Origin of the sequence: Lactobacillus sp. JM1 (assembly GCF_009834385.1) — a bacterium.
Taxonomy (GTDB): domain Bacteria; phylum Bacillota; class Bacilli; order Lactobacillales; family Lactobacillaceae; genus Lactobacillus; species Lactobacillus paragasseri.
This window is the reverse complement of sequence record NZ_CP044412.1, coordinates 19,396-42,852: the sequence shown is the minus strand read 5'-3', so window position 1 is coordinate 42,852 and position 23,457 is coordinate 19,396. Positions and strand designations below refer to the sequence as shown.

26 protein-coding genes, 2 tRNA genes and 1 pseudogene are annotated in these 23,457 nt (G+C 32.6%); 6 read left to right on the top strand and 23 right to left on the bottom strand.

Going from position 1 to position 23,457, the window contains the following annotated elements:
• Window positions 1-20: 20 nt before the first annotated feature.
• Window positions 21-668 carry an NAD(P)-dependent oxidoreductase gene (locus F3I00_RS00230; protein ID WP_003649715.1) on the bottom strand — a complete coding sequence of 216 codons (648 nt, stop codon included), beginning with the start codon at window positions 666-668 and terminating at the stop codon, window positions 21-23.
• A gap of 138 nt (window positions 669-806) precedes the next feature.
• On the opposite strand from F3I00_RS00230, the gene F3I00_RS00225 reads away from it, so the two are divergent.
• Window positions 807-1,664, top strand: coding sequence for a 1-acyl-sn-glycerol-3-phosphate acyltransferase (locus tag F3I00_RS00225; protein WP_020807256.1), 858 nt, complete (start codon window positions 807-809; stop codon window positions 1,662-1,664).
• 37 nt (window positions 1,665-1,701) lie between these two features.
• On the opposite strand, the gene eis is transcribed toward F3I00_RS00225, so the two are convergent.
• From eis to F3I00_RS00200, 5 genes are all read right to left on the bottom strand, one after another.
• On the bottom strand, window positions 1,702-2,865 hold the full coding sequence (gene eis, locus F3I00_RS00220) for an enhanced intracellular survival protein Eis (RefSeq protein ID WP_020807255.1): 1,164 nt from the start codon (window positions 2,863-2,865) through the stop codon (window positions 1,702-1,704).
• 115 nt (window positions 2,866-2,980) lie between these two features.
• A tRNA-Thr gene (locus F3I00_RS00215) sits at window positions 2,981-3,053 on the bottom strand.
• 55 nt (window positions 3,054-3,108) lie between these two features.
• On the bottom strand, window positions 3,109-4,062 hold the full coding sequence (locus tag F3I00_RS00210) for an aldo/keto reductase family oxidoreductase (RefSeq protein WP_020807254.1): 954 nt from the start codon (window positions 4,060-4,062) through the stop codon (window positions 3,109-3,111).
• Window positions 4,063-4,195: 133 nt separating this feature from the next.
• A complete protein-coding gene (locus F3I00_RS00205) occupies window positions 4,196-4,714 on the bottom strand; it encodes a DUF3278 domain-containing protein (RefSeq protein WP_003656874.1) in 519 nt (172 codons plus the stop codon).
• Window positions 4,715-4,716: 2 nt separating this feature from the next.
• Entirely contained in the window at window positions 4,717-4,911 is a 195-nt protein-coding gene (locus F3I00_RS00200) for a helix-turn-helix transcriptional regulator (RefSeq protein ID WP_003648125.1), read from the bottom strand.
• Between the two features lie 373 nt (window positions 4,912-5,284).
• On the opposite strand from F3I00_RS00200, the gene F3I00_RS00195 reads away from it, so the two are divergent.
• On the top strand, window positions 5,285-5,833 hold the full coding sequence (locus F3I00_RS00195) for an HAD family hydrolase (RefSeq protein WP_020807253.1): 549 nt from the start codon (window positions 5,285-5,287) through the stop codon (window positions 5,831-5,833).
• Window positions 5,834-6,294: 461 nt separating this feature from the next.
• Here the strand turns inward: F3I00_RS00195 and F3I00_RS00185 are convergent, their stop codons facing one another.
• The 5 genes and pseudogenes from F3I00_RS00185 to F3I00_RS00165 all read right to left on the bottom strand — a co-directional run bounded on the left by F3I00_RS00185 (window position 6,295) and on the right by F3I00_RS00165 (window position 10,675).
• A complete protein-coding gene (locus tag F3I00_RS00185) occupies window positions 6,295-7,134 on the bottom strand; it encodes a DUF4145 domain-containing protein (protein ID WP_065169565.1) in 840 nt (279 codons plus the stop codon).
• 96 nt (window positions 7,135-7,230) lie between these two features.
• Window positions 7,231-8,088: pseudogene (locus F3I00_RS00180) on the bottom strand (IS982 family transposase).
• Window positions 8,089-8,391: 303 nt separating this feature from the next.
• Window positions 8,392-9,603 carry an MFS transporter gene (locus tag F3I00_RS00175; protein WP_007125835.1) on the bottom strand — a complete coding sequence of 404 codons (1,212 nt, stop codon included), beginning with the start codon at window positions 9,601-9,603 and terminating at the stop codon, window positions 8,392-8,394.
• The gene (locus F3I00_RS00170; protein WP_007125836.1) at window positions 9,600-10,337 is read right to left on the bottom strand and encodes a HesA/MoeB/ThiF family protein; all 738 of its coding nucleotides are present in this window, start codon (window positions 10,335-10,337) and stop codon (window positions 9,600-9,602) included. Before F3I00_RS00170 ends, F3I00_RS00175 begins: the two co-directional genes overlap by 4 nt.
• A gap of 65 nt (window positions 10,338-10,402) precedes the next feature.
• A complete protein-coding gene (locus F3I00_RS00165) occupies window positions 10,403-10,675 on the bottom strand; it encodes a MoaD/ThiS family protein (RefSeq protein WP_007125837.1) in 273 nt (90 codons plus the stop codon).
• A gap of 466 nt (window positions 10,676-11,141) precedes the next feature.
• Here F3I00_RS00165 and F3I00_RS00160 point away from each other — a divergent pair, with 466 nt between their 5' ends.
• Window positions 11,142-11,999 (top strand): IS982 family transposase, encoded by an 858-nt coding sequence (locus F3I00_RS00160; RefSeq protein WP_065169564.1) that lies wholly within the window; start codon window positions 11,142-11,144, stop codon window positions 11,997-11,999.
• 117 nt (window positions 12,000-12,116) lie between these two features.
• Here F3I00_RS00160 and F3I00_RS00155 read toward each other — a convergent pair whose 3' ends face one another.
• From F3I00_RS00155 to F3I00_RS00105, 11 genes are all read right to left on the bottom strand, one after another.
• Window positions 12,117-12,950 (bottom strand): helix-turn-helix domain-containing protein, encoded by an 834-nt coding sequence (locus F3I00_RS00155; protein WP_065169563.1) that lies wholly within the window; start codon window positions 12,948-12,950, stop codon window positions 12,117-12,119.
• 112 nt (window positions 12,951-13,062) lie between these two features.
• Window positions 13,063-13,920 carry an IS982 family transposase gene (locus tag F3I00_RS00150; RefSeq protein WP_065169562.1) on the bottom strand — a complete coding sequence of 286 codons (858 nt, stop codon included), beginning with the start codon at window positions 13,918-13,920 and terminating at the stop codon, window positions 13,063-13,065.
• 69 nt (window positions 13,921-13,989) lie between these two features.
• Complete coding sequence (locus tag F3I00_RS00145; RefSeq protein WP_065169561.1) at window positions 13,990-14,895, bottom strand: hypothetical protein; 906 nt, start codon at window positions 14,893-14,895, stop codon at window positions 13,990-13,992.
• The gene (locus F3I00_RS00140; protein ID WP_060462323.1) at window positions 14,895-15,935 is read right to left on the bottom strand and encodes a DNA methyltransferase; all 1,041 of its coding nucleotides are present in this window, start codon (window positions 15,933-15,935) and stop codon (window positions 14,895-14,897) included. Before F3I00_RS00140 ends, F3I00_RS00145 begins: the two co-directional genes overlap by 1 nt.
• A 51-nt stretch (window positions 15,936-15,986) precedes the next feature.
• Window positions 15,987-17,216 (bottom strand): tyrosine-type recombinase/integrase, encoded by a 1,230-nt coding sequence (locus tag F3I00_RS00135; RefSeq protein WP_065169560.1) that lies wholly within the window; start codon window positions 17,214-17,216, stop codon window positions 15,987-15,989.
• Between the two features lie 45 nt (window positions 17,217-17,261).
• A complete protein-coding gene (locus F3I00_RS00130; RefSeq protein WP_056940688.1) occupies window positions 17,262-17,441 on the bottom strand; it encodes an AlpA family transcriptional regulator in 180 nt (59 codons plus the stop codon).
• A gap of 1 nt (window position 17,442) precedes the next feature.
• Window positions 17,443-17,826: a hypothetical protein gene (locus F3I00_RS00125; RefSeq protein ID WP_056940687.1), complete on the bottom strand. Its 384-nt coding sequence runs from the start codon at window positions 17,824-17,826 to the stop codon at window positions 17,443-17,445.
• Entirely contained in the window at window positions 17,826-18,647 is an 822-nt protein-coding gene (locus F3I00_RS00120; protein WP_003624854.1) for a replication initiation factor domain-containing protein, read from the bottom strand. Before F3I00_RS00120 ends, F3I00_RS00125 begins: the two co-directional genes overlap by 1 nt.
• Before the next feature lie 86 nt (window positions 18,648-18,733).
• Window positions 18,734-19,528: an FtsK/SpoIIIE domain-containing protein gene (locus F3I00_RS00115; RefSeq protein WP_003624855.1), complete on the bottom strand. Its 795-nt coding sequence runs from the start codon at window positions 19,526-19,528 to the stop codon at window positions 18,734-18,736.
• The gene (locus F3I00_RS00110; protein ID WP_236547644.1) at window positions 19,518-20,006 is read right to left on the bottom strand and encodes a cell division protein FtsK; all 489 of its coding nucleotides are present in this window, start codon (window positions 20,004-20,006) and stop codon (window positions 19,518-19,520) included. Before F3I00_RS00110 ends, F3I00_RS00115 begins: the two co-directional genes overlap by 11 nt.
• Window positions 20,007-20,086: 80 nt before the next feature.
• Window positions 20,087-20,527, bottom strand: coding sequence for a hypothetical protein (locus F3I00_RS00105; protein ID WP_056940629.1), 441 nt, complete (start codon window positions 20,525-20,527; stop codon window positions 20,087-20,089).
• A 182-nt stretch (window positions 20,528-20,709) separates the two neighbouring features.
• Between F3I00_RS00105 and F3I00_RS00100 the strand changes: the two genes are divergently transcribed.
• Both F3I00_RS00100 and F3I00_RS00095 read left to right on the top strand, forming a co-directional pair.
• Window positions 20,710-21,426, top strand: a complete 717-nt coding sequence (locus F3I00_RS00100) for a helix-turn-helix transcriptional regulator (RefSeq protein WP_060462320.1) — start codon at window positions 20,710-20,712, stop codon at window positions 21,424-21,426.
• Window positions 21,427-21,497: 71 nt separating this feature from the next.
• Complete coding sequence (locus F3I00_RS00095) at window positions 21,498-22,304, top strand: hypothetical protein (protein ID WP_065169559.1); 807 nt, start codon at window positions 21,498-21,500, stop codon at window positions 22,302-22,304.
• A gap of 203 nt (window positions 22,305-22,507) precedes the next feature.
• Here F3I00_RS00095 and F3I00_RS00090 read toward each other — a convergent pair.
• Window positions 22,508-22,580 (bottom strand) — tRNA-Thr (locus F3I00_RS00090).
• Between the two features lie 137 nt (window positions 22,581-22,717).
• On the opposite strand from F3I00_RS00090, the gene F3I00_RS00085 reads away from it, so the two are divergent.
• Window positions 22,718-23,419, top strand: a complete 702-nt coding sequence (locus tag F3I00_RS00085) for an MgtC/SapB family protein (RefSeq protein ID WP_003656878.1) — start codon at window positions 22,718-22,720, stop codon at window positions 23,417-23,419.
• Window positions 23,420-23,457: the final 38 nt, after the last annotated feature.

The window sequence follows — 23,457 nt, the reverse complement described above, 5'->3', positions numbered from 1 at the left end:
AGCGTTGTAGCGGTTATTTTTTATTCATCAACTAAAGTAATTCTTTCCTTATGGTGCTCTGGATGAACAATTTCATTTACAACTAAGCGTGCCATTGTACCCGAAGTTACTTTAGATTCATTTTTATCGTTGTAGAGCAGCGTATCGTTACCTAACATATAACCTGCTGCTTCTGGACCTGCTTCAAAGGTTAAGGCTGGTGAAATTCCAAGCCAATCTACATCTTCAACTTGCTTTAAGTAGTTTAACTCATTCAACTGCTCTTTGGGTGTATTAATCCAGTTTTCAGAGCCAGTTAATTTCTTAATATCTTCAACAACTAAGTGGTTATCAATTCCAGTTCTAAGACTACCAGCTCCTAGAATGAAGATTACTCTAATATCTTTATTCTTAGCTAAGCCGCACAACTTGGTAGCAAGTTTTACTTGATCTCTTGCCCTCTCTGGTGTGGTACCAAAAGCGTCAACAATCACATTAAATTCTTGAAGCAAACTATCATCCATTGTTAGGACGTCACCAATTAAAAGCTTAGCATCCTTACCTAAGACTCTTTTAGCTTTATCTTTATCTCTAACAATACCTGTTACTTCTAAGTCTTTATTTTGACTAGCCAACTTATAAATTGCACTTCCTGCCATGCCTGAAGCTCCAATAATACCTACTTTCATTATAATTTCTCCTCTCTGTGTTTTATCTGTTACCTTAGCTTAGCATGAAAAACAATGGGTGGGATAATATTTGGTTTTAAAAAGCAAAATAAATAAAATAGAACTTATAACTACCACATAAAATCTTGGAGAATACAGATGATTATTGGAAAAAATCGGCGACAAGTTGTTTTAAATATCAAAAAAAGTGTCAAAGAGAAAAATTTTAATGCAAAAGTTGAGCCAAATGATCCAATTTTAAGTAAAAAAGAACGCTTGAATTTGGTCAAAAACTTTTGGGCTAATCATGATAAATTGTTTTCTAGAATAATTAATTTAATTGCCCGGGGAATTCTCAATGTTGGAACTCCCATATTAACTTTCAATACCAAAATTGATAATCCTACTTCGCTTAAGAATCTTTCTTCAGCTATTGTCACTTGTAACCACTACAATCAGTTCGATTGCTTACCACTCAAACGCCTAGCAATGAAATACCATAAAAGACTGTACTTTGTTATTGAAGATACTAACCTCAAACTTCCTAGCTGGATTGGATTCCTAATGAGAAACATCGACAGCATTCCCGTTACTGCTAGCATAGAGTATTTAGGACGGGATTTTCCAAGACACTTAGAGCGAATTCTGATTAGAAATAATTGGATTGTAATTTATCCAGAGCAAGAATTATGGCAAAATTATCGCAAACCTCGACCCTTGCAAAAGGGTGCCTATTATTATGCAGCTAAAATGAATATTCCTATTATTTCTTGTTTTGTTGAAATTAAAGACACAAAAAAGCGAGAGATATTGCATCCTGAATTTAATAAAACTCGCTGGATTCTTCATGTCTTACCAACTATCTATCCTAATCCCAAGCTTTCAATCGCAAAAAATGCACAAAAAATGCGAGAAATTGACTACCAGCAAAAGAAACAAGCTTATGAAAAAGCCTATCATAAAAAATTAAACTACAAATTTACAGACTGGGATATTGCTGGCTATAACAAAAAATAGTTTTTCTGTTATTTTAAGTCAGAAAAACTATTTTTAATTAAAAGTAATCATAAAATGAGACTTCGCCTTTAACAAAGTCATTATCAACTGGGTGATTTTCTTTAACAAAGCCTAATTGAACTGCCTGCTTTAAAGTTAAATGACCTAAAAGCACTTTTGTCCAGTTAGTTAGAGAAGCTGTATAGTCTGGATCTGTTTCGACTTTTCTTACCCTAGTTTCTTCAGCAGCATCGTTAACTAACCAGATACCATTATTTTCAACAATAATATCATCGTCAGTGACCTCAATAGTCAGTTTCTTATTATTAACTAAAGGCAATGCTTCTAACACTTGTTTCATATCAATGATTCTAGTCATCATGTAAGGTATTGTCTTTATAGTGATTCCTTCTTGTTCCGGGAAGAATTCTCCTAACAAACTTTCCTCAGGCATTTTCACATAGTATTTCAAGTCGCTTGAACTGTGGCTTGCAATAATGCTTAACAGGGCTTGAGCTGCTTGCGGAGTTGGATAATACATCTCTTCTACTCGGAAGTTACGCTCAACAATTCGGTAAAACATATACCCCTGTGGTTGTTGGAATTTATCAAAATAAACACAAATTGACCTACCGGGATAATACGTATCTAATCTATCCCACCACCAGTCTGCACGGTCAACTGTATTTCTTTGTTCACCTTGATTGAGTTTAGCCTGATATAACTTGATTACTGCTTCTTTTAGGGATGAATCACTCCATCTTCCACGAACTACTTTTCCCTCTTTGATAGGCTTAAAGAAACGTAGATATTCAGGCCGAATTTGATACATTTTTTCATAAATAGTATTTTCATAGCCATAACGACGATAAAAAGTTTCTGAAAATGGAGCTAAGTCAGAAATTGCGTAATTTTGATCGTGTAATTCTAAAATAATCTCCTTCATCAAGCGATTAATATCGCCCTGACCACGGTTTTCGGGATAAGAAGCAACATAACCAACTCCGCCCATTTTAACTTTTTTAGCAAAAATTCTACTTTTAAATTCATTTACCATAATATAGCTAGCAAGATGGTTATCCTTATATTTACCAAAACCCATACTATGGTTATAACGACTTAAAAAGTTGGGATCCTCACGTATATCATTATTTTTTAAAAAAGCATATTCCACTAATGGTGCTATTTGATCTAAAGTTTCTTTATTTTGACTTAATTTCATCTGCTTTTACCTTTTCTAGCATTTATCTTTCGTAATATATTTCTACCTCTTATTATATCAAGTTAAAAAAGGCAATAAAAAAAGTCCTAACCGACAGGTTAGGACTTTTCACATGTGCTGACTAAAGGATTCGAACCTTCGACCTCATCATTACTAATGACGTGCTCTGCCAACTGAGCTAAGTCAGCATTTCTCACAACGTCTACTAGTATATCAGATGATTTTATAAAAAGCAAAACTTTTTTACGGTAAATCGTGTCCCGCAGCAAAATATAAATCATACCATTCTTGATTAGTCAGCTCAATATCTGCACCCTTAGCAGAATCGACAATATGAGCCGGAGTCATAGTTCCCATGATAACCTGAACCTGACCAGGCCATTTAAGAATCCAAGCTGCCGCAACTGCATTTTTACCAACGCTATATTTATCTCCAATTTCCTGCAATTTCTTATTTAATTCAGGAAAGGCTGGATTATTGATAAATGTACCAGCAAAAGTTCCATATTGAAATGGCGACCACGCTTGCAAAGTAATATGATTCATCCGTAAAAACTCCAGTAAGCTACCATCGTGGTTAATAGAAGCATCATCAGTCATATTAGTATGCAAGCCAAAGTCAACCATTCCTGTGTGCATTAATCCAAATTGCACTTGATCAAACATTAAAGGCTGACTTACTGCATTTTGAAGCATCTTAAATTGAGCAGGATTAAAGTTAGATACACCAAAGAATCTAACTTTACCGGTAGCTTGTAAAATATCAAAGGCTTGTTTAATTCCCTCTAGATCCATCAAAATATCTGGTCTGTGTAAGACTAGGCAGTCTAAGTAATTAATATCCATTCTCTTCAAAATACCATCAACAGCATCCAAAATATGCTCTTTAGTAAATTCATAGCGTGAGCCATAAGCTAATGATCCATGGCTTCCATTTGGTCCTACAACAATTCCAGTCTTTGATTGAATAAATAAATCTTCACTGTTAACATCGGCTAATTTTAACGCCTTACCAAAAACTTTTTCTGAATTTCCGCGTCCATAAATATCCGCAGAATCAATAAAATTTACACCAGCTTTATAAGCTGCGTTAATTGCAGCAGCTCCTTCTTCTGGAGTTCTAGTCCCCATCCGCATAACGCCTAAAGCAATAGCTGGAATATCTAAACTTGTTTTTCCTAATTTTGTTGTTTTCATTTTCTTTATCTTTTCTATTTTTATGCAAGCGATTACATTTAAATGATACAAATATTTATAAGCTACGTGAAGTTTTTTCAACAAAAAAAGCCATTTTTAATGCAACAATGTAACATTAAAAATGGCTAATTCTTTAATCTTCGTCTTTTACTACTTTGATTCTATGAACTGCAATTAGCGACATAAAGATACCGAAGAAAACACCTGAAATCAAACATGTAGGAATCATTATCCAGGTCCACGAACCATCGCTATAACTAGTTAAGAATTCTAAGATTAACATCAATATGCCAAAGATTGCTCCGGATATCATTCCTTTTGTCCATGCAGCTTTTTTAGCCTCAGGTAATTCGTCTTTCTCTACTTCATTATCTGTCAATCTCGCCTTTCTAGATTGCTGCATTATGTATAAGTTAACTGCCATTAGCATTACAAAAAAGCTACCAGAAAGGAAAAGATATGCCACATCAGCTTTATACATCGAAAACAAAACCAGAGAAATTAAAAATGCTACATCCATCCCTAAAAAGAAAATAAAAAATGCCCTATTTCCAATTTGATTCATAACTTGACGTTTCTGCTCATCAAGTGGACCAGAAATTCCGTACCAAAATTTCATATATTTTTCGAATCTAGTTTCTTTAGCTTTCATTTTTAAACATCTCCATCCCAGAATAATGTATTTAAATCTGTATCTAACTCATGCGCTAACTTCAAACATAAATCTAATGAAGGATTATATTTATCATTTTCAATTAAATTTATTGTTTGCCTAGCAACATCTATCCTTTTAGCTAATGCCATCTGTGATAAGCCTTTTTGCTTTCGATATTCTTTAACTCTATTCATGGCAATTCTCTCTATCATTCTTATAAGTCATATATATGTGACTTTTTATACTTTAAGTATAATATTTATTTTTAAATTGTCAATTATATATGACATATTTTGTTAACAAACAGGTAGATCTATAAATACTAAGCTTTATTCTGATACTCCATTAGTTAAATCATTGACCATCCAATTACGTATTGAACCACAGCAATAAAAAACTAAAACAAGGCGTATTACGTAAACTTATTTCAGTTCTCTAGTGTATTAATTAAAAATGATGCCAATTATAAACGCTATTGCTATTAAGGAAATTAGTAGTTTTTTCATATTCAGATAATTATGCTTTTGATATAATTGCTGTAACCGCTTTAAAAGTAAGGAGTAAATTATGATTAAGACAATTTTATTCGATGTAGATGGCACTATTGTTGATACACAAAAGGTTGTTCTTTCCACATTCAAAGAGGTTATTAAAGAATATTTAAATGCAAATGTTAATATTAACGATTTAGCCTTTGCATTGGGAATTCCTGGAAGAGATGCCATTAAGCATTTTACTAATAATAAAGTATTGATCAATAAAATGGCTAAAAGTTGGTCTGAAAAAGCTAGTAACCGAGTTAATGAAGATACATTATTTAATAATATCCCCGAAACTATCAAATCTCTATCTCAAGAGGGAATTACTTTAGGAATTGTTACTTCAAAAACTAAACAAGAGTATATTAATGAAGTCAGTCACTTTGGACTAGATGATTATTTCGATGTAATTGTTACTGCAAGTGATACTAAGAATCATAAACCTAATCCTGAACCATTAAATTTCGCAATAAGTAAACTTGGTGTAGATCGTACTGAAACGCTTTATGTAGGTGATACCAAATATGATATGTTAACTGCTAACGCTGCTAAAGTGAAATTTGCTTTAGCCAATTGAGAAGCACATGAAGAACTTCCTGAAGCAGATTATCAATTAAATAACCCAATTGATTTAGAAGAAATAGTTAAAGGATAATTATTTAGTACTACAATTGGCTAATAAATTAATTACTTTATCTCATCTTGAACGTGTCAAAAAATATAATAGCTCAAACAAAAAAGGATTATCTCTAATACTGAAGATAATCCTTTTCAAATACCCTAAACACAAAAAAACAGGCTTAACGCTTGCTCCCAAACCGTTTTATTCTAGTTCAAAGCAAAGAAAAAGCTATCAAATCAGTATTTTAAGAAATGATTTGATAGCTTTTAATTAAATATGAGCATAAAAAATGCTGACTAAAAGCATAGAAAGCCCAACTTCCTAAGCCTACAATGTCGGCTTCTTTATTGTTTTTCTAAAAACTGTGTGGCAGATATTGTGGGGTAGATGCCTATATATCTGAGAACCTATATTAATTACTCTTTTTTAAATTTTTTATTGCGTTTACTTATTTGATTTTTCTTAGTATCAGGTATTCTTTCATACATCTCATGCGATTTTGCCAATAAACCCATTTGATCACAAATCAAATTTACAAAAGTAAATAACTCTATTACTTGTTCCTTATTTTCAGTTTCATTAATTTGTCTATATCTATCCAATTCATTTTCATGAGCATGTGCATTAGAATTTCCAAAAACTCTAATGTTATCCATCATTTCTGTAATAAATGATGGCATTGTACGACTTAATTGACCTATCATAATGTTTAATGAACTGTTTGCATCTGCTTCCGTATGATTTTTCAATAAAGTTTCTAAAGTGATTCGAATTAATGTGCCAGAGGCTCTCAGTGATTTATTAAATACACTGGCTGCTTCGTTATAAATCTTTTTAACATCTTCTGGCATAGATTCTGAAGGGACTGGCAATATATCAGGTATAGGTGATTCTGGATATATGCATTTCTGCAATAATATCACATTTCTAGCAGTATTAACAGATATACCAGCCTGTGTAGGAGTCGGCACATCCTCTACCATCATTTTATTTTCTACATATATACTCTCACTACCACAATTATTACAAGTAGCTGAATAAAATTCTACACTTCTATTAAGTATTTGTTGATTATTTGAGTCTCCTTTAAAATTATTCTTTTTTGACCAATCGGTTAAAGACACCTTTTTAATACCTTGAGGAGAAGTGTTAAAAATTCTTTTCATATAATGAGATGTGGTTGAACCAGGCTTACAACAAAAAGGGCATCGTAAGCTTCGTTCTCTTCCATCAACAAAAGGTTCAATCTCTTCCATAATCCAATCTTCCCTACTACATCAATTAAGTACATTTACAACTTTTCAGCATATAACATATAGCACATCTATTTATATAAATCCATACGCGTGGTGCTAGTTAAATCGTTCTAGACAATAAGCCAAATTATAAGCTAAAATTGCAATTTCCAACCGGCTTTGAAAGCCTATCAGACTACGTGCTCGATTGTTCTAGGTATTGTAATAGGTCAGAAGCGAAAAGCCGCTTTCAATTGTTCTGCGAATAGCCATCAATTGATGATCATTGTGCTTTTTAGCTCCTGTCATATTTTTACGATATGGTGTCCAAAGTTCGTAACCCATTTGTTTTAGCTGTTGATGCAGTTCTTTGCCTAAATAGCCTTCGTCGCCAAGAAGATAGTAATTAGATGGATGGGTATTTTCCATCAGTTCAACTGTCTCCCTGGCATCATGAACTGATGCCTTTGTTACGACATAATCAAGAATGTAACCGTCATCGCTAACAATGGCATGAACTTTGAAACCATAGAAGTAAATTTTCTTGGTGGCCTTATAACCAATGTTGGCATAACCGCGAAAAATTTTAGCACGATAGTTGCGAATTGGTTGGCAAACAGGTACCGAAAAGCTGTCAATGATCAAGAACTGTCCATTCAGGTCAACCTTTTTATTCATTTCTTGCCGTATCTGATAAATCAATTGCAATAGCTGACGTGAACGCCGATTAAAACGTGAGTGTGATAAACAATTGAAACATTCACAGAATCTTCTTTGTGATTCAATTCCTGTCTTAGCTTGCCAGATAAGTAAAGCCAAAATCAGACTGTCCGTAGTTTTAATTTGATCAATATTTCGCCGATGAGTAAACTCAGCCGGTGCATACAAACGATACCAGTGCCGACAAATTACCACTAAATCTTTAAAACTAACTTGTAAATGGTGGCTAAAACGCTTAAGCTTAAGGCAGTTCAATCAGATCAGACTCTTTTTTTGATACTACAACTTGAGTCTAGTCCGATTGGACTTTTTTATTAACTAAAACGATTTAACTAGCACCATGCGTATTCAATATAACAATTTTACTTTCATCAAGAAGAGAATCTAATCTTTTACGATGGTTTCTCTTTTTTTGTTTATGTCTCACTATTATTTTTTTACAGTAGACGTTACCCATTAAAAAATTTAATAAAATTAACCTTGGTTTATACTGATAAACCAAGGTTAATTATGCTTAATAATCCGGCTTTATTAATTTAAAAACTTTATGTTAATCTTCTAGTTAGAGTTTTTTAATATTACTTTATTTTTTAATTCATTTATAGTAATAGCTAACGTTAGAATTCCCATACACAAAGGACATAAAAAATTAGAAGTAGCAGATTCCCCAAATATCATTGGTCCTACAATATTCTGTAATTGTCCTCCCAAATTTATAGCACTTAAATCCAAAGTCAAATATTGAGATCTACTAAATTCAACCATATAAACAGCTAGAGCTGCAGAACTAAATAACTCAGCTATTATTTGAACAATAACTAACAATATTAGTAATATTAAATAAAACTTTTTTGTATTATTAATGTTAGAAATAACTATTCCAAAAAATGATATCCCTAAACAGAATCCAGAAATAATCCAAAAAATATCATAAACTTTCTTTTGAACGGCAATTTTATTTACAAAACCTTGAAAAAGAGCAATAACAATAGTATTACATACAAACGCAGTAGGTGCCATCCATGTTAAGTTAGTAAAATTTTTTACAACTAACAAAGGAATATAAACGTTTAGTAAAGTCCTATGAAATGAAAAAATAAAGTTTTCAATAATCAAATTAAATCTTTTTTTATTTATTAAGGAACTTTCAATTGCTTTAAAAGATGTTAATGGTGAACGCTTAATATTAGCTGACGTTACATCAACATCTTTTAAAGCATAGTTATAAATTAAAACAACTAATATAAAAGAAAAAGCATTAATAATCAAAGCTATAAATAAATTTAATTTAAAAAAACTTATTATTCCACTTATACCAGCACCGATACCATATCCCAGATTAGTTGGTAAAGCCATATTTCCCATTAAAATCGAAGCTTTTTCTTTACTCAACGGTGCAACTATTAAACTTCTAGTTAAAGAGGCTGCGGATCGATCAATTATTCCAAACAAAGTCATAAAAATTAAGAAACTAATATTTCCTTTTATCCCTTGCCATAACAACATTCCAAATGCTCTTAATATATAAGATACCGAAAATATTCTTAATTTTCCTAATCGATCAGCAAGGTATGCAACAGGTACGGAAGCAACCATGCCAGATATTGCTGATAAAGTCAGCCCTATTCCTATCAAAGTTGCACTGACATGACTATTATTCAAAAAGAAAATAGTTGAAATACTAACGAACGAGCCTGTTCCTAAAGAATCTACGCCAGAAGCTAGTAAGGCAGCTCGCTCAATTAATCTTTCTTTATTTATAGCGATCATTTTATTTTGCCACAGGTTGGACAATCTGAAAGTTTAGGGATTGGAATTTTATAATAATCATTTGAAAAACTGGATGCGCAAAGCAGATATCCACGAGCTAAATCTCCTTTTTCCAAGATAATCTTCAAAACTTCATTAGCACCCATTACACCAGCAATACCAGTTCCTATACCCCAAACTGCTACTGGTCCTCTACGACTTTCAGCTAAATCTGGAAATGCACATTGTAAACACGGATCTACTTTAGCATCAAGCATAGTCAGTACATAACCATAGCCATACTGTGCAGAAACATGTACCATAGGGATATTATTATCTACACAATATTTATTGACCATTAAACGTTGTTCTGGACCATCTCCACCTTCTAAAACAATATCATAATTAGATAATAAAGTATTGATATTTTGAGGTGTAACTTTTTCTTCTGAGTCAATTATTTGAATTTCTGGATTTAAATGCCTCAATCTATTCGCAGCAACTTTAGCTTTATATTTTCCAATATCATCAGTGGTATACAATATTTGTCTATTCAAATTACTTAATTCAATTTTATCAAAATCAATGATCTTAATTTTTCCCACTCCAGCAGCTGCTAAATAATAAAGCAACGGTGACTTAACTCCACCAGCACCTACGCTAACTACACTAGCATTACTTAAGCGTTTTTGACCCTCTTCACCTATTTCTGGCATTTGAATTTGTCGATTATATCTAGAATTTTCAAATATCATTTTCTATTCCTTTCTTAAGCAAAAGAGCCTGGATATTTCCAGACCCCCAAAAAAAAGCTCTTAAATTAACCGTCACAAGTAACCACACCTACTAATGCAACATTATCAGTCGCATTAATTGTTTGGTTAAACTTGGCTAATTTTCCATTTACTAAAACTCTACATAACTTTCTAGGCTCATTTAACGTGGTATTAAAAATATTATGTTTCAAGTCTTCATCTAAAGATACAACTCTTTGAATCATATCTTTTACTTTTGAACCTAAACGTAAATCATAATCAATATGATTTACTCCCAATCTACCTTCAGCAATACCTCTTAATTGAACAGTAATCATTTGACCTTATCTCTTTTCATTAAAATCAGATTCTAATACTAGACAATGATTATTAATACCGTTTATCCTTACAAATCTGTTTTAAGGATCACAGTATGTGACTTTCTTTATCTTCTTACTAATTTTCAGTTTACTTTAAATAGTGTTTAAAAAGTTTTAACGCTATTTAATAAGCCTCAAATTAACCTAAAAGTACTGGTAATTCCCACCAAATCATTTTTGATGCCCCCTTTATCTTTATTTGTATTAATAATAAATCAATTAATTAAGATCAAATATTCTTAGTATCATATTTGTTACACATTCTTATTACATACACAATCTATTTAAAATTAATAATCTAAAGAGATACAATTTAAATATTCAAATACGCGTGGTGCTAGTTAAATCGTTTTAGTTAATAAAAAAGTCCAATTAGACTAGACTCAAGTTGTAAGTAATTTAAATAGAAAAGAGTCTGATCTAATTGAACTGTCTCAAGCTTAAGCGTTTTTCTCACCATTTACAAGTTAGTTTTAATCGGTTAAATGTGATTTGTCGCTCGCTATATAAGCTTTATGCGCCTGATGGACTTAAACATCGTAAAAATGTTGATCAGACCATGCTTCCTGATAGTTCTATCTTAGCGATGCTCATTTGGCAAACTGAAATTGGAATTGAATCTCAACGAAGATTCTGTAAATTCTTCGTTGGCTTATCTCATTCTCGTTTTAACCGTCGAGCTCGAATGCTCTTGCCTCTAATTCGTTGTATCCGTCAGGCTTGGAATCAAGAAGTAAAGACAGCTGGAGAATTTTTGATTATTGATAGTTTCCCAGTGCCAGTTTGCCAGCCTGTTCGCAATTATCGTGTCAAGATCTTTCGGGGCGTAGCTGATATTGGTTATAAAGCAACCAAGAAAGTCTATTATTATGGCTTCAAGGTCCACGCAATAGTAAGCGATGATGGCTATCTGCTTGACTATGCAGTTACTAAAGCGTCAGTACATGATGCCAAAGAGACAGTAGAATTGATGATCAATGCTCATCCAGCCAACGATTATCTTTTAGGAGATGAAGGTTATTTAGGCAAAAATCTAGCTACTAATCTAAAGCGCATGGGATATGTGCTTTGGACGCCATATCGTAAAAACATGCAAGGAGCTAGAAGGCATAATGATCATCAATTGATGGCAATTAGAAGAAGCATTGAAAGCGACTTTTCGTTGCTTAGTTATTACAACGCTGAGAATAATCGAGCAAGAAGTCCAGTAGGCTTTCAACAGCGGCTAGAAATAGCTATTTTAGCCTATAATATGGCATATTGTCTAGAACGATTTAACTAGCACCACGCGTATTCAAATTACTAAAAATATAAAAAGCTCTAATTAATCATGTTCATTCTTACCCAACATAATCAATTAGAGTTTTACACATTTACCAAATTTTTATTTAACAATATTTCAATTAGGCCAACTAATAGTTAGCTTTCCATATCCATAATCATTCATATCTGCCTTGATTTTAGTAACTTTTTCTTTATCATTCTTAAATAATGATTTCATATAAATAGCATTTATTCTATATATCATCAAGTGAACATTTGATGATGTTGCATTCGTAATATAGTCAATTATTTCTTCTATATGATTACTATTTTTTCTCATTGGTATCTTTCTTTCATAACAGGTAGCTAAATAATTTTCAAATATTCTTAAATACCTTTCTAACATTAATTCAGTAATATTCTCATTTTTGACTGTAGCCAATAATCGTCCTATAAAAAAATTTAATTCATCTTGCGACCATAATGGCATCGTATTAGCAAAAAGCCTTAATGATTCTGGTCTTTTTGTCCATTTCTGTCCTTCATTAAATTCTATTTTTATTTTCTTTTTAATCCCGTTATCTATCTCATTTAGTTCATTTCTAAAATAAGCAATAGCTACCAATGTTCGTAATTTTATAATCCTATCTCCAGGAACATTCATAATTTTTTTACAGTTTAGTATTAAAGAATCAATATCTTTAGTACTAAATGCATAATCCATTCTTTCTTGCAACTTATTTATAACCCTTCTATTTTTAGTAATATAGGTATCTTGTATAAGTTGACAAAAGTCATCAATTTCAATCTGATGTTTAAATAAGATTTGAAATAAACTTTCTGCATTAATCTTATTTTTCCCACTTTCAACTTTAGCATAAAAAGGTCTGCTAATAATCCCTTCACACATTTGTTGTTGTGTTAATCCGAGTTTTAGACGCTCTACACGTAATGCTTTTCCAATTTTCATAGAATTCCTCAGTAATATACTTAATATAAGATTTCTTCAAAAATATATAATAACTAACAATAATATTCTACTTCAAAAAAGATCTAATTTATAAATATTAATACGCGTGGTGCTAGTTAAATCGTTCTAGACAATATGCCATATTATAAGCTAAAATGGCAACTTCGAGTCTCTCTTGAAAACCTGCTAAACTTCTAGCTCGATTATTTTCAGCGTTGTAGTAAGACAAAAGCGAAAAATCACTCTCGATGGTCCTTCTGAGTGCCATTAAATAGTGCTTATTGTGCTTTTGAGCATTCTTCATGTTTTTACGATATGGTGTCCAAAGCGTATAACCCATTTGCTCTAAGCGTTGATGCAGGTTTTTGCCCAAATATCCTTCATCGCCCAAAAGGTAACGATTGTCAGGATGAGCATTAGTAATCAGTTCTACTGTTTCCTTAGCATCATGAACTGAGGCCTTGGTTACGATATAATCTAGCAAGTAGCCGTCGTCGCTAACAATAGCGTGAACCTTAAAACCATAATAATAGATTTTTCTGGTTGCCTTATAGCCAATATCGGCATAGCCGCGAAAGATCTTTGCTCGACGATTGCGAATTGGCTGACAGACTGGCACAGGAAAGCTATCAATAATTAAAATGTCGCCTGACAGATCTACTTCCTCATTAAGGCCATGTCGAATTAAATAGATCAATGGCAAAAGCATGCGTGCTCTGCGATTAAAGCGAGAGTGAGATAAATTAACAAGCTTTTCACAAAATCTTCTTTGAGATTCAACGCCCAATGAAGCCTGCCAAATAAGCAAGGCCAGAATAGAACTGTCAGATATTTTACATCGATTGATATTCCGTCTTTGCTTTAATGCATCTGGGGCATAAAGTTTGTACAAACAGCGACAAATTATATTTAAACGACTAAAACTAACTTGTAAATGATGAGAAAAACGCTTAAGCTTAGGGTAGTTCAATCTAGTCAGACTCTTTTCTATTAATATGTTTACAAGTCGAGTCTAACAAGATTGGACTTTTTTTGTTAACTAAAACGATTTAACTAGCACCACGCGTAAATCCATCAATTGAGATATCAAGCCATAAAATTCATCTGCCCATTTCTTATTATGATCTTCTGTATCAGCTATTTTTTCAAACTGTGATTTAATTTTCTGTTCGTTTACACCTTTTTCATCAAAAAGCTTAAAAAATTTAACCCACCATTTTGCTTCAATTCCTGCAAGCTTATTTTTCATCGTGTCAGAAACCCAATCGTCCATTAATCCGTGTACTCTAGCAACTCTACCAAAATTACCACTACTATCATCCTTTGCTATATCAGAATATTTACTTCCTGGATTTGGATATGGATGAGTATCTGGATGAACAACTTTTTTAGCATTAGGATTTCTATGTTCCCAGTAATATGTTCTATAATCAGCGGCGTACTTAGCTTGTTCAATATATGGAATTTCAAGTTTTGGTGTTCCTGAAAGCACGTCAGATAAACTCCAAGGATATACTACTAAAAGATCCCATTCGGTTACTGCATCTGCAGATGCTCTAAATCTAAAAGAAGGCATTTCTTCCTTAGATAATAAATACCATCCTTTTAATTCTATTCCTATTAAAGGAGATTGATCTACGCCTTTCTCTAATCGAACATCCGGAAAACTTTCAGAATATCTTTTAAAAAAATACTCACTATACTTGCCATCTGGATCCCAAATATTTCTCGTATCATTCAAAGCCTGTGTAGTCTGATCTTCAATAGCTCCCCCAAGTAACGTATTCATTGAAAACAAATCAGTTACTGCTAAGCCTTTAATATTGATAGGAGACTTAAAATAAATAGGCACCGCATTTAACGCTTTAATTATTCTTTCCCTTAAAATGGTTCTCTCATCACCATCTGGTAATTCATATCTTTCGGGTTTTAAGTCTTTATTCATCAATCACTAAATATTCCTTTTTCATTAAACTCAATACTTGCTTCTGACAGCCTTTCTTCTGCTAATTGTACAAAATTATCATCAATTTCTGCAACATAAGGATATCTACCTAATAAAACAGATGCTACGGATGCTGACGCCAGCCCACCAAAGGGTTCCCAAACTATATCTCCCGGATTTGTAGTTGATCTTACCTGTTCTATCATTAAATCGAGTGGTTTTTGATTTAAATGTGCCGCTGAATATTTAGTCGGTTTATATACCCTAGGCGCGCTTCGTCTCATAGTACCCTTAAGCCGTTCCGCATTTGCTAGCGGAGGTCTACTCCATACATTTGTTATTCCATTCTTATGATGCCAAACCGCTCTTAATTTATCCCAAGATTTAGCATTAACTTTATTTTTACCATCCAATGAAAAATAAGGAATATTTGTTGATTTACCATACTTATTACAATAGTTTGCCATTTTTTCAACTGACTCTCCAGATGGCCAATACCAATGCCAATCTTTAGTTAAATATTTCCTTGTAGCAGCATTTTTTAATCCTGTCGCTTCATTAGCTTTATATAAAGGTAATCCACTCCTACACCATTCATGTCTAAGCCATTCTTTTACACCTAAAGTTTCACCATCACCTGAATTTAAAAATATTTTTCTTCTATATAGTGCTGAAACTTCTGTTACTACTGGTAATTGTCTTATTGTCTTTCCGTTAACATTACCAGCTATATGAGCTAAACCTTTATTCCATATAGCTAATTGAACGAATTCCCAACCTGTTGCTTCTAAATATGGATGCATCGTAGCCCAGCCTATTTCAGTATTCCAAAACCATAAACTAGTGGAAGGTTTAGCTTTTTTAGACCATTCCAAAAGATGGGGCTTATACCATTCATTTAGATCTGAAACATCAGTTACGTCACCATTAAATCCTCTTACGCCATAAGCTCCATCAGATATTATTAGATCAGGAGAAGCCCATTCAGAATATTTTTCTGAAACATTTCCATGAAATAAATTATATAATTTTTTTTTCATTTTTCTTAGTCATTCCCATACTTATCAAATCTAAATTACTTATATTCTATTTTACCAATTATTTACTAAATTTAGCATTTCTTCATTTCTATCTTCATCTACATGGACATAAGTCCGCATAAACATCTTTAAAGAATGTCCCAATCTACTTGCCGCCCAAGGATAAGACATACCTGGAGTATTACCTAATTTTGTTGCTACAGTATGCCTACACGTATACATGCTGATATTCAATTCTTGATTATTAATTTCCACTTTCTTACTTAACTGTTTCAACATATCGTTCATGCTTTTTTGAGTAATTGGATAACCTAATGAACACAAATTATAGTCCGTTGTATTCAACATTAACCAATCATTTGAATTAACTAAACTATTTTCTTTTAGAAGTTCTAACTGATGGTGATGAAACTTCTTCAATAACTGCAAAAGTGGTTCAGAAAGAGGGAGGGTTAGTCTAGATTCTCCACGAGGTCTACTCTTCAAATGACCGTTAAGATGTTTTTCTTTTTCATTCCAGGAATCATTTATTTGAAACACTTTAAATTTTCCATCATTAATAATTTGATTCCACTTTAGCGCTTGAATTTCTTGCGGTCTCATACCCGTATCCAATGCTATTAAAATAGCAATCCGTGTAGTCCAATAATTTACTCTACATACTCCTAGTTCTTTATAAATCTCTGCTTTAAGAGCTTCAATTTCACTACTAGTAAAAACATACTTTTTTGTAGCTAAGCTCATTTCATCACGTCTAAAAAATTTAGACAGTGGTTTCATTGGAACGGGGTTTCTCGTAATTCCCACATCATTCAAAGTTGAAAAATATCCCCTCAAATTCTGTAACTGCCTGTCTATCGTGGTATGAGGGGCTACAGTTGTTTTATGCGTCTTAACATAATTTCTAGCGAAATTGCGCATATCTTTTTCCTTAATGTCTTTAACTTTTTTCCTACCGAAATATTGAGAAACAAGTTTAACAGTATATTTCCAATTATCATAAGTAGTAATAGATGACCAGCGTCCCGAAGCTCTCTCTTCTTCAACATAATTATTCAATGCTATCGAAAGTGGCTGATTTAACACATCTAAATTAACTTCTTGACGCGCGCGATATTCAACCCACATTTGTTCTTCCAGTTGCTTTGCTTCACGCTTACTACTTGTCTTAGTTACTCTACTAGGTACGGGTATTGTTTTTCCAGTTTCATTATCAGTCGGCTGAATTCTAACTCTATACTTACCCTCATTTTTTCCTGATTTAATTTGTGTAATTGCCATATTCTTTCTCCAAAAAAGGGGCGTAGCATTTACCACGCCCTATATTTAACGTTGACTACTTACTAAGAGCCAATCTTGCACTTCTTTCAAAACATAATATTTTCGCCCTTGATTTCCTAATTGATGATATGGACAGCCATTTCTTCTCAACTTAAAAAAGTAAGTATAGCTGATACCCAATTTTTGGGCCACCTGTCTTGCATTGAGTAGTTCCGTACCAAACATACTAATCTCTGCCTTTCTGCTTATCTTGTTCAATTAATTCTTTCCTTAAACCTTTTAAATATTCTTTGAAATCTAAATTTTGTGTAGCATCTGCAATAGTTTTAGTATCTGCATTTATCTTATCCGAATGATAATAATGTCCCCATGTATCAGGATCAGAAACAAAATAATCTAAAAATTGATAAAACTCTTTTAATGCTCTATCACCATAGACTTCTTTAATCATCGAAATAACTCCACTAGCGCCACCGTACAAGAACCAATTAATTTTTCTATTCAGAGAAGCGTCAATTTGAACTTGCTTTAGTTCTTCGAGTCCTTGCCCTTTCGACAATTCTTTTAAAACTTTCCATTCTTTAGAATATTGGATTTTCTCATATACCATTACTCTTCCTTATCGACTAATGACCAGCGTTCTAGTACACAGCCAAGTAAATAAGGATAAATATTGTCTATTGTTAATGTCGCAATATATCTTCCTAAATCTTTGGCTAAACGATGTTTAAATTCTGCTTCTACTCTTACCCAATCGTTACAATTTCTAGCTAGATTCCTATAAAGTCCACTAGCTCGATCCTGTTCAATTTTTTTATTATAAATTCTCAAAAAGGCATCGCTTTTTCTACTTCCAACATATAGAGTCTGGGCTTCTTCATAATTTCCAATTATTTTAAAGCGATTAGAATTAATCTTATTTCCTTGAGTATTCAAGAAAAATGATTCTTCATTCTTTAACCTTTGAATAATCCTATTAACTGAAAATCCGTAATTAATAAGGTCAGTGGCTATATCAATTCTAGATATGTGCCCCATTTTCTCATATAGTTCTTCAATTATTCTCTTCCAGTTAATAGGAATTCCATGTAATTCTGCAAGGCTCTCATATAACGCTTTGCCTGTCGCAGTAAAGTCAACAAGTATTCCCATATCTTTTCTTGTTTCATTCCACATTACGGAAATATTCCCGCCTTGTTCTCCAGATCCAAAATTATATGAAGAAGTATAGCCGTTATGTCCATGACTCACTGTATTAGACTTGAACAACCATGCTAGATGTAACAGGTTATCAGCAACTATAACTTCTTTAGGTAAACCTTGACTATCTTCTACTTGATTGGTCTCATCATAGGGAATATTTAAACGAATTTGGTCGATTTTTATATTATTCATCGTTTTCATGATTAATAATCTTTCCGTTACACCCATATTATTAGGTGGGTGTTGCCAGCCCGCTCACGCTTGAACATTCCATTCGGGCGACTCCGTCACCCGTCAGCTGGCAACTAAATTAACTATAATTGCCAATAATCAGACTCATCATTATACTTGGATGAATCATAATTATTTTCCAACCTAGTAATTACCTTAGGTACATCAATATTAGACATATCAGGTGACACAAACGGAGTAGGATTGCTAATCTTTTGACCATCAGAATAGATAAGACCATACCCCGGTTTATTTGGAACTAATGGTAATGCCTTAATATCATTAACCATGGGATATGCCATGCGATAAGTTTCCGAGTCTGCTTGTCCCATAACGATCCGCGTGCCTAATTGCAATGTGATATCTCTATCTAATATAGTTGCGTCTATCCTTTGACCCGAAATAAGAGTAAAAATACCCGCTTGACGCCCACGGAGAATAATTTGACGTAGTTCACCCATGATCTCTTTTTTATTCTTGCCAGCTTCAGCAAGCATTGCAGATACTTCATCAATAACTAATAGATATGGTCGATATCCATATTCTGAAAAGTCCTGTCCCCATTTACCATCTTTAAAGTGTTCATACCTCGCACTCATATTCTCGTTTAAAACGCGTAATAGTCGTGCTATTTGATTAGTATTACTTGCTACCACTTTCTTACCACTATTAAGATAATTATGTAGACCGTACATATCAGCTCTTTTTGCATCAACAATATAAAGTCCACAATCACACTGAGAAACGGCTTTAAGCATAATATACGTAGTCGTATTAGTTTTACCTGACCCACTACGTCCTACAATGAGAAGTCCTCCTGAACCCTTAAGGCTAAAGTTAGTATTCTTATCTAGCTGAATCTTAAAATTAGAATGCATTATCAGTTACTCCCATTTGTTGCTTATCAACATCTCTTAACAAGTATCTTGTATAAGATAGCTGATGATCTACCGATAAAACATTCATGTTGAATGTTTCTTCTAGCCTATTATTTAGAGTCTGAGTGGCATCACTATGCTTAATGCCATTAGGATACACAGTAATGTAAATACCCTCTGAAGTTTCTTCATAGATGATCTTGACGCCATATTCAACTTTTTTTTCATTGAAAATGGTAGTTTCTTTTTTCTCTACATAATCTATAAGTTGCTCAGAATGGACAATACTCATCAATCTCTTATAGATTTTATAGTCAATAACATGTAATTTAATCCATTTCCAAGCTGGATACCCTAGAGGTATAATATTTAATAAAAGTGGATATACAAGAGCAGTATAATTACCACTGCTCAACAAGTGCGGTGCGACCTTATATTCAACGCCAATTGATAATGCTAAGGTTGACATCGTTACCATTTTTAAACTGTTAGGATTTCCTAGCGGTTTTTTTGTGTCTAAGACTAATTTCTTAGTTTTCATATATAAGCACCTCAATTCTATAAGTTCATAGCCTCTTGAGGACTCACTTCTAATACTCGCATACCTGAAGCTGATAGTCCTTCATTACCATTGAAATTCCAATGGCTAAGATCATCGAATGCTACTACCTTATTCTTCTCTAACCCTAAGAGAAGTTTTTTATTCTCTTCATCAGCAATTACACTCTCACTACCTTTAATTTTCACCGTTAACACAGTTCCAATTGGTAATCTTGTATTAGAACTAATAACTCGAACCTCATATACAGCGCGTGGAATAGTTTTAGTTTCATCAGTAGAATCTTGAACCTCTTCCGTCGTTCCACTTAATAGTAGGAAACATTTACCAATTGCTTCCACCAATGGTCGAGTTAAAGCAGACTGAATTGGAGTCCTCTTACTGTTGCTTTCATTGAAGGTAGAAAGCAATTCACCTTGTTTGGTTACATTATTAGACATTGTTAATGTCCTCTCTTTCTTTTTACGTTCCAAATATGGTTATTCATGTATTGATGTACCACTTTTGGATACATATAATATACAACTATCTACACTTCAGGTCAACAACTTTGTATCCAATTTTGGTACTTTTTGCCAATTTCGTACCAATCGTATAAAATTAATCTTAGTGAGGTAATAATATGACGCCCAACAGAATTAAAGAATTAAGAGAAAAAAACAACTTTACACAACAAGATCTATCTGATCTTTTAAAAAATAAAAATATATCAGCTACAAGAGTAACGATAGCAAGATATGAAGCAGGAAGCAGAGTTCCAAATGAAGAAGTATGGAAAGCTTTAGCAGAAATTTTTAAAGTTCCCGTACCTTATGTAAAGGGTGAAGGAATTAGAGGTGAAGAAGTAGAAAGTAAATTAATTAATCTTCTTTTTTCAGCATATTATGATAACAATGAAGAATTGAGTAATATGAAAGCTGATATTTCCCATTTTCTTTCTATAAATGGAGATAAAGAAACTGCTGATTCTTTTGCTAAAAGTGATGAAAATTATAAAAATAAATCATACGTAATAAATTTCTGGAAAGATAAATTTAAATTTCTATTCGATAAAAACTTTGAAGAAGCATTGGAGGGTGCTAATGATCTTAAATTTATTCATGATGTAAGTTTAGTTATTCGTATGCAGTTAGAAGAAATTATTATGAATCAAAATGATAGTGATTTTATTAAAGACTACAAAGAATCAAATACTAGACTAATGAACGAATTCTACAATAGAAATAATGCATATACATTAGTCCCTGCCATGGATCATCAAATAAAAATATTAAAAAAATATCGAAATTTATTCTTAAATCATGGATACTTTGAAAGTAAAAAAAATGACAAGCAATAAAGCCTGTCATTTTTTAATAAAATATTTTTTACTATAATTAATTTATATTACAAAATCATTCAGGTAAAAATATGAATCAACTCAAATATAATTTTTCAGATTACAACTTAAATATTGCAACATTCATCTCTAAAGAGCAATTTAAAATATATTCTCAGTTCATTAATAAATTAAGTCCGTTAAAAAATATTATTCAAACATATAAGATGACACAAAATCAATATATTGAATTGCAGGCAGTACCCCGTATTATAGAAAATCTTCCAATTTTAGGCGAACAAGGATATGATTTAGCTATTCAAAAAACAACTATTTATATAATACTAAATCGTATGTTTATAGATAATTGTAAAAATTTAGCAATTCAATTAAATGACTTAAATCTTAATGATCCAATTAACTCATGTGATAAAACTAAATGTGAAGAAAATCTACATGTACTACGCAATTATGCAAATCATGCAACTATTCCAATATCTGGATTAACTACAGAATCATCATCTAATGGTGAAGCAAAGATAAGACCTACAATAAAAAGACAAGATTTAAAAGGCAAATTCAATAAACATGATAGATTAATAATTAACACTTGGCCTAAAAATGGAATCGAAATCATGCCAGAAATCACCAAATCTAATACAATCATTCAAAAACTGCTTAAAGCAATTATCCAAAAATTTATTAAAACACGAATAAACGAGGAAGAAATAGAACAAATAAAAGCAGACAAAGAAATATGGAAAAACATTTTAATTCCTCAAAAAACTAGAGGCGTTTTTCCTCTTCCACTATCCAATGAACTAAAAGTTGCATATACAGATTCTTTATTATTAAAGATGGTCGTCTCTCTTATAATCGATAATGTAGAATATAATTAACTACTCTTATTTCAATACTTTATAAACCTTTGCCACACAGATGCCACACGAAAATTTTGTGTGGCAATTTTTGTGGTCAAAATAATTATTCATAACTGTTTTTTAAATATTAACAAATATTCAAAAGTAATAAAAAAGCCTGTCATCATAAGCTTTTTAAAGCTTCAATAACAAACTTGAAAACTATTAAGTTGTTCGTCTAATGCTGACTAGAGGATTCGAACCTTCGACCTCATCATTACTAGTGACGTGCTCTGCCAACTGAGCTAAGTCAGCCTGTTTATATGACAATTATGTATTTAACCATATTATCTGTTTCTGTACAAGATATTTTTTTACTTTTTACTTAAATGATTATCCAACTGAATCTGGGCTACAATAAAGACGTATCTGTTATATAGAAGGGATTAATTATGGTAAGTTTAACATCACTTTCAACTGAATTAGATTGGTTACTACGAATTTTAGTTGCCGCTCTTTGCGGAACAGCAATCGGCTATGAACGTGCCACTCAAAGAAAAAGTGCAGGTATCAGAACTCATATGGTTGTTGCTGTCGCCTCTGCTCTATTTATGCTGGTTTCTAAATATGGTTTCTTTGACCTATTATCGTTACATGATATTTCGCTTGATCCATCAAGAATTGCGGCTCAAATTGTAACTGGGATTTCCTTTATTGGTGCCGGTACAATCCTAGTTAGACGAGAACAAATTTCTGGTTTAACTACTGCAGCTGGTGTTTGGGCAACTGCTGCAATCGGTATGGCAGTTGGTGCTGGAATGTATGTCATCGGAATTGTCAGCACAGTCTTTTTATTCATTATCCAAATTATTTTTCACGATGATACATTCATTAACTTTATTATTCTTCATGTTCGTTTCAATGTTCAAATTGAAGCTAATAATCATCCAGATATTCTTAATGAATTGAAAAAAGAACTATCCTTAAACGAAGTTGAACAAATTTCTATCAAAATTATTGACGTAACTTCTGAACATATTGTTGTTAATGTCGACGGAGTAATTAGAAATAGAAAAGACGAAAATGATATTATTCTAGCTCTTGAAAAAGACCAAAATATTCGCCGAATTAATTCTACTCACGGCGCAAAATAAAATTATAGAAACCGTTTTCAAAATATGCTAAGATATGT

Coding starts and splice junctions, on each gene's coding strand:
- F3I00_RS00230 (WP_003649715.1), bottom strand. CDS start 668: ATGAAAGTAGGTATTATTGGAGCTTCAGGCATGGCAGGAAGTGCAATT.
- F3I00_RS00225 (WP_020807256.1), top strand. CDS start 807: ATGATTATTGGAAAAAATCGGCGACAAGTTGTTTTAAATATCAAAAAA.
- eis (WP_020807255.1), bottom strand. CDS start 2,865: ATGAAATTAAGTCAAAATAAAGAAACTTTAGATCAAATAGCACCATTA.
- F3I00_RS00210 (WP_020807254.1), bottom strand. CDS start 4,062: ATGAAAACAACAAAATTAGGAAAAACAAGTTTAGATATTCCAGCTATT.
- F3I00_RS00205 (WP_003656874.1), bottom strand. CDS start 4,714: ATGAAAGCTAAAGAAACTAGATTCGAAAAATATATGAAATTTTGGTAC.
- F3I00_RS00200 (WP_003648125.1), bottom strand. CDS start 4,911: ATGAATAGAGTTAAAGAATATCGAAAGCAAAAAGGCTTATCACAGATG.
- F3I00_RS00195 (WP_020807253.1), top strand. CDS start 5,285: ATGATTAAGACAATTTTATTCGATGTAGATGGCACTATTGTTGATACA.
- F3I00_RS00185 (WP_065169565.1), bottom strand. CDS start 7,134: ATGGAAGAGATTGAACCTTTTGTTGATGGAAGAGAACGAAGCTTACGA.
- F3I00_RS00175 (WP_007125835.1), bottom strand. CDS start 9,603: ATGATCGCTATAAATAAAGAAAGATTAATTGAGCGAGCTGCCTTACTA.
- F3I00_RS00170 (WP_007125836.1), bottom strand. CDS start 10,337: ATGATATTTGAAAATTCTAGATATAATCGACAAATTCAAATGCCAGAA.
- F3I00_RS00165 (WP_007125837.1), bottom strand. CDS start 10,675: ATGATTACTGTTCAATTAAGAGGTATTGCTGAAGGTAGATTGGGAGTA.
- F3I00_RS00155 (WP_065169563.1), bottom strand. CDS start 12,950: ATGAAAATTGGAAAAGCATTACGTGTAGAGCGTCTAAAACTCGGATTA.
- F3I00_RS00145 (WP_065169561.1), bottom strand. CDS start 14,895: ATGAATAAAGACTTAAAACCCGAAAGATATGAATTACCAGATGGTGAT.
- F3I00_RS00140 (WP_060462323.1), bottom strand. CDS start 15,935: ATGAAAAAAAAATTATATAATTTATTTCATGGAAATGTTTCAGAAAAA.
- F3I00_RS00135 (WP_065169560.1), bottom strand. CDS start 17,216: ATGGCAATTACACAAATTAAATCAGGAAAAAATGAGGGTAAGTATAGA.
- F3I00_RS00130 (WP_056940688.1), bottom strand. CDS start 17,441: ATGTTTGGTACGGAACTACTCAATGCAAGACAGGTGGCCCAAAAATTG.
- F3I00_RS00125 (WP_056940687.1), bottom strand. CDS start 17,826: ATGGTATATGAGAAAATCCAATATTCTAAAGAATGGAAAGTTTTAAAA.
- F3I00_RS00120 (WP_003624854.1), bottom strand. CDS start 18,647: ATGGGTGTAACGGAAAGATTATTAATCATGAAAACGATGAATAATATA.
- F3I00_RS00115 (WP_003624855.1), bottom strand. CDS start 19,528: ATGCATTCTAATTTTAAGATTCAGCTAGATAAGAATACTAACTTTAGC.
- F3I00_RS00110 (WP_236547644.1), bottom strand. CDS start 20,006: ATGGTAACGATGTCAACCTTAGCATTATCAATTGGCGTTGAATATAAG.
- F3I00_RS00105 (WP_056940629.1), bottom strand. CDS start 20,527: ATGTCTAATAATGTAACCAAACAAGGTGAATTGCTTTCTACCTTCAAT.
- F3I00_RS00100 (WP_060462320.1), top strand. CDS start 20,710: ATGACGCCCAACAGAATTAAAGAATTAAGAGAAAAAAACAACTTTACA.
- F3I00_RS00095 (WP_065169559.1), top strand. CDS start 21,498: ATGAATCAACTCAAATATAATTTTTCAGATTACAACTTAAATATTGCA.
- F3I00_RS00085 (WP_003656878.1), top strand. CDS start 22,718: ATGGTAAGTTTAACATCACTTTCAACTGAATTAGATTGGTTACTACGA.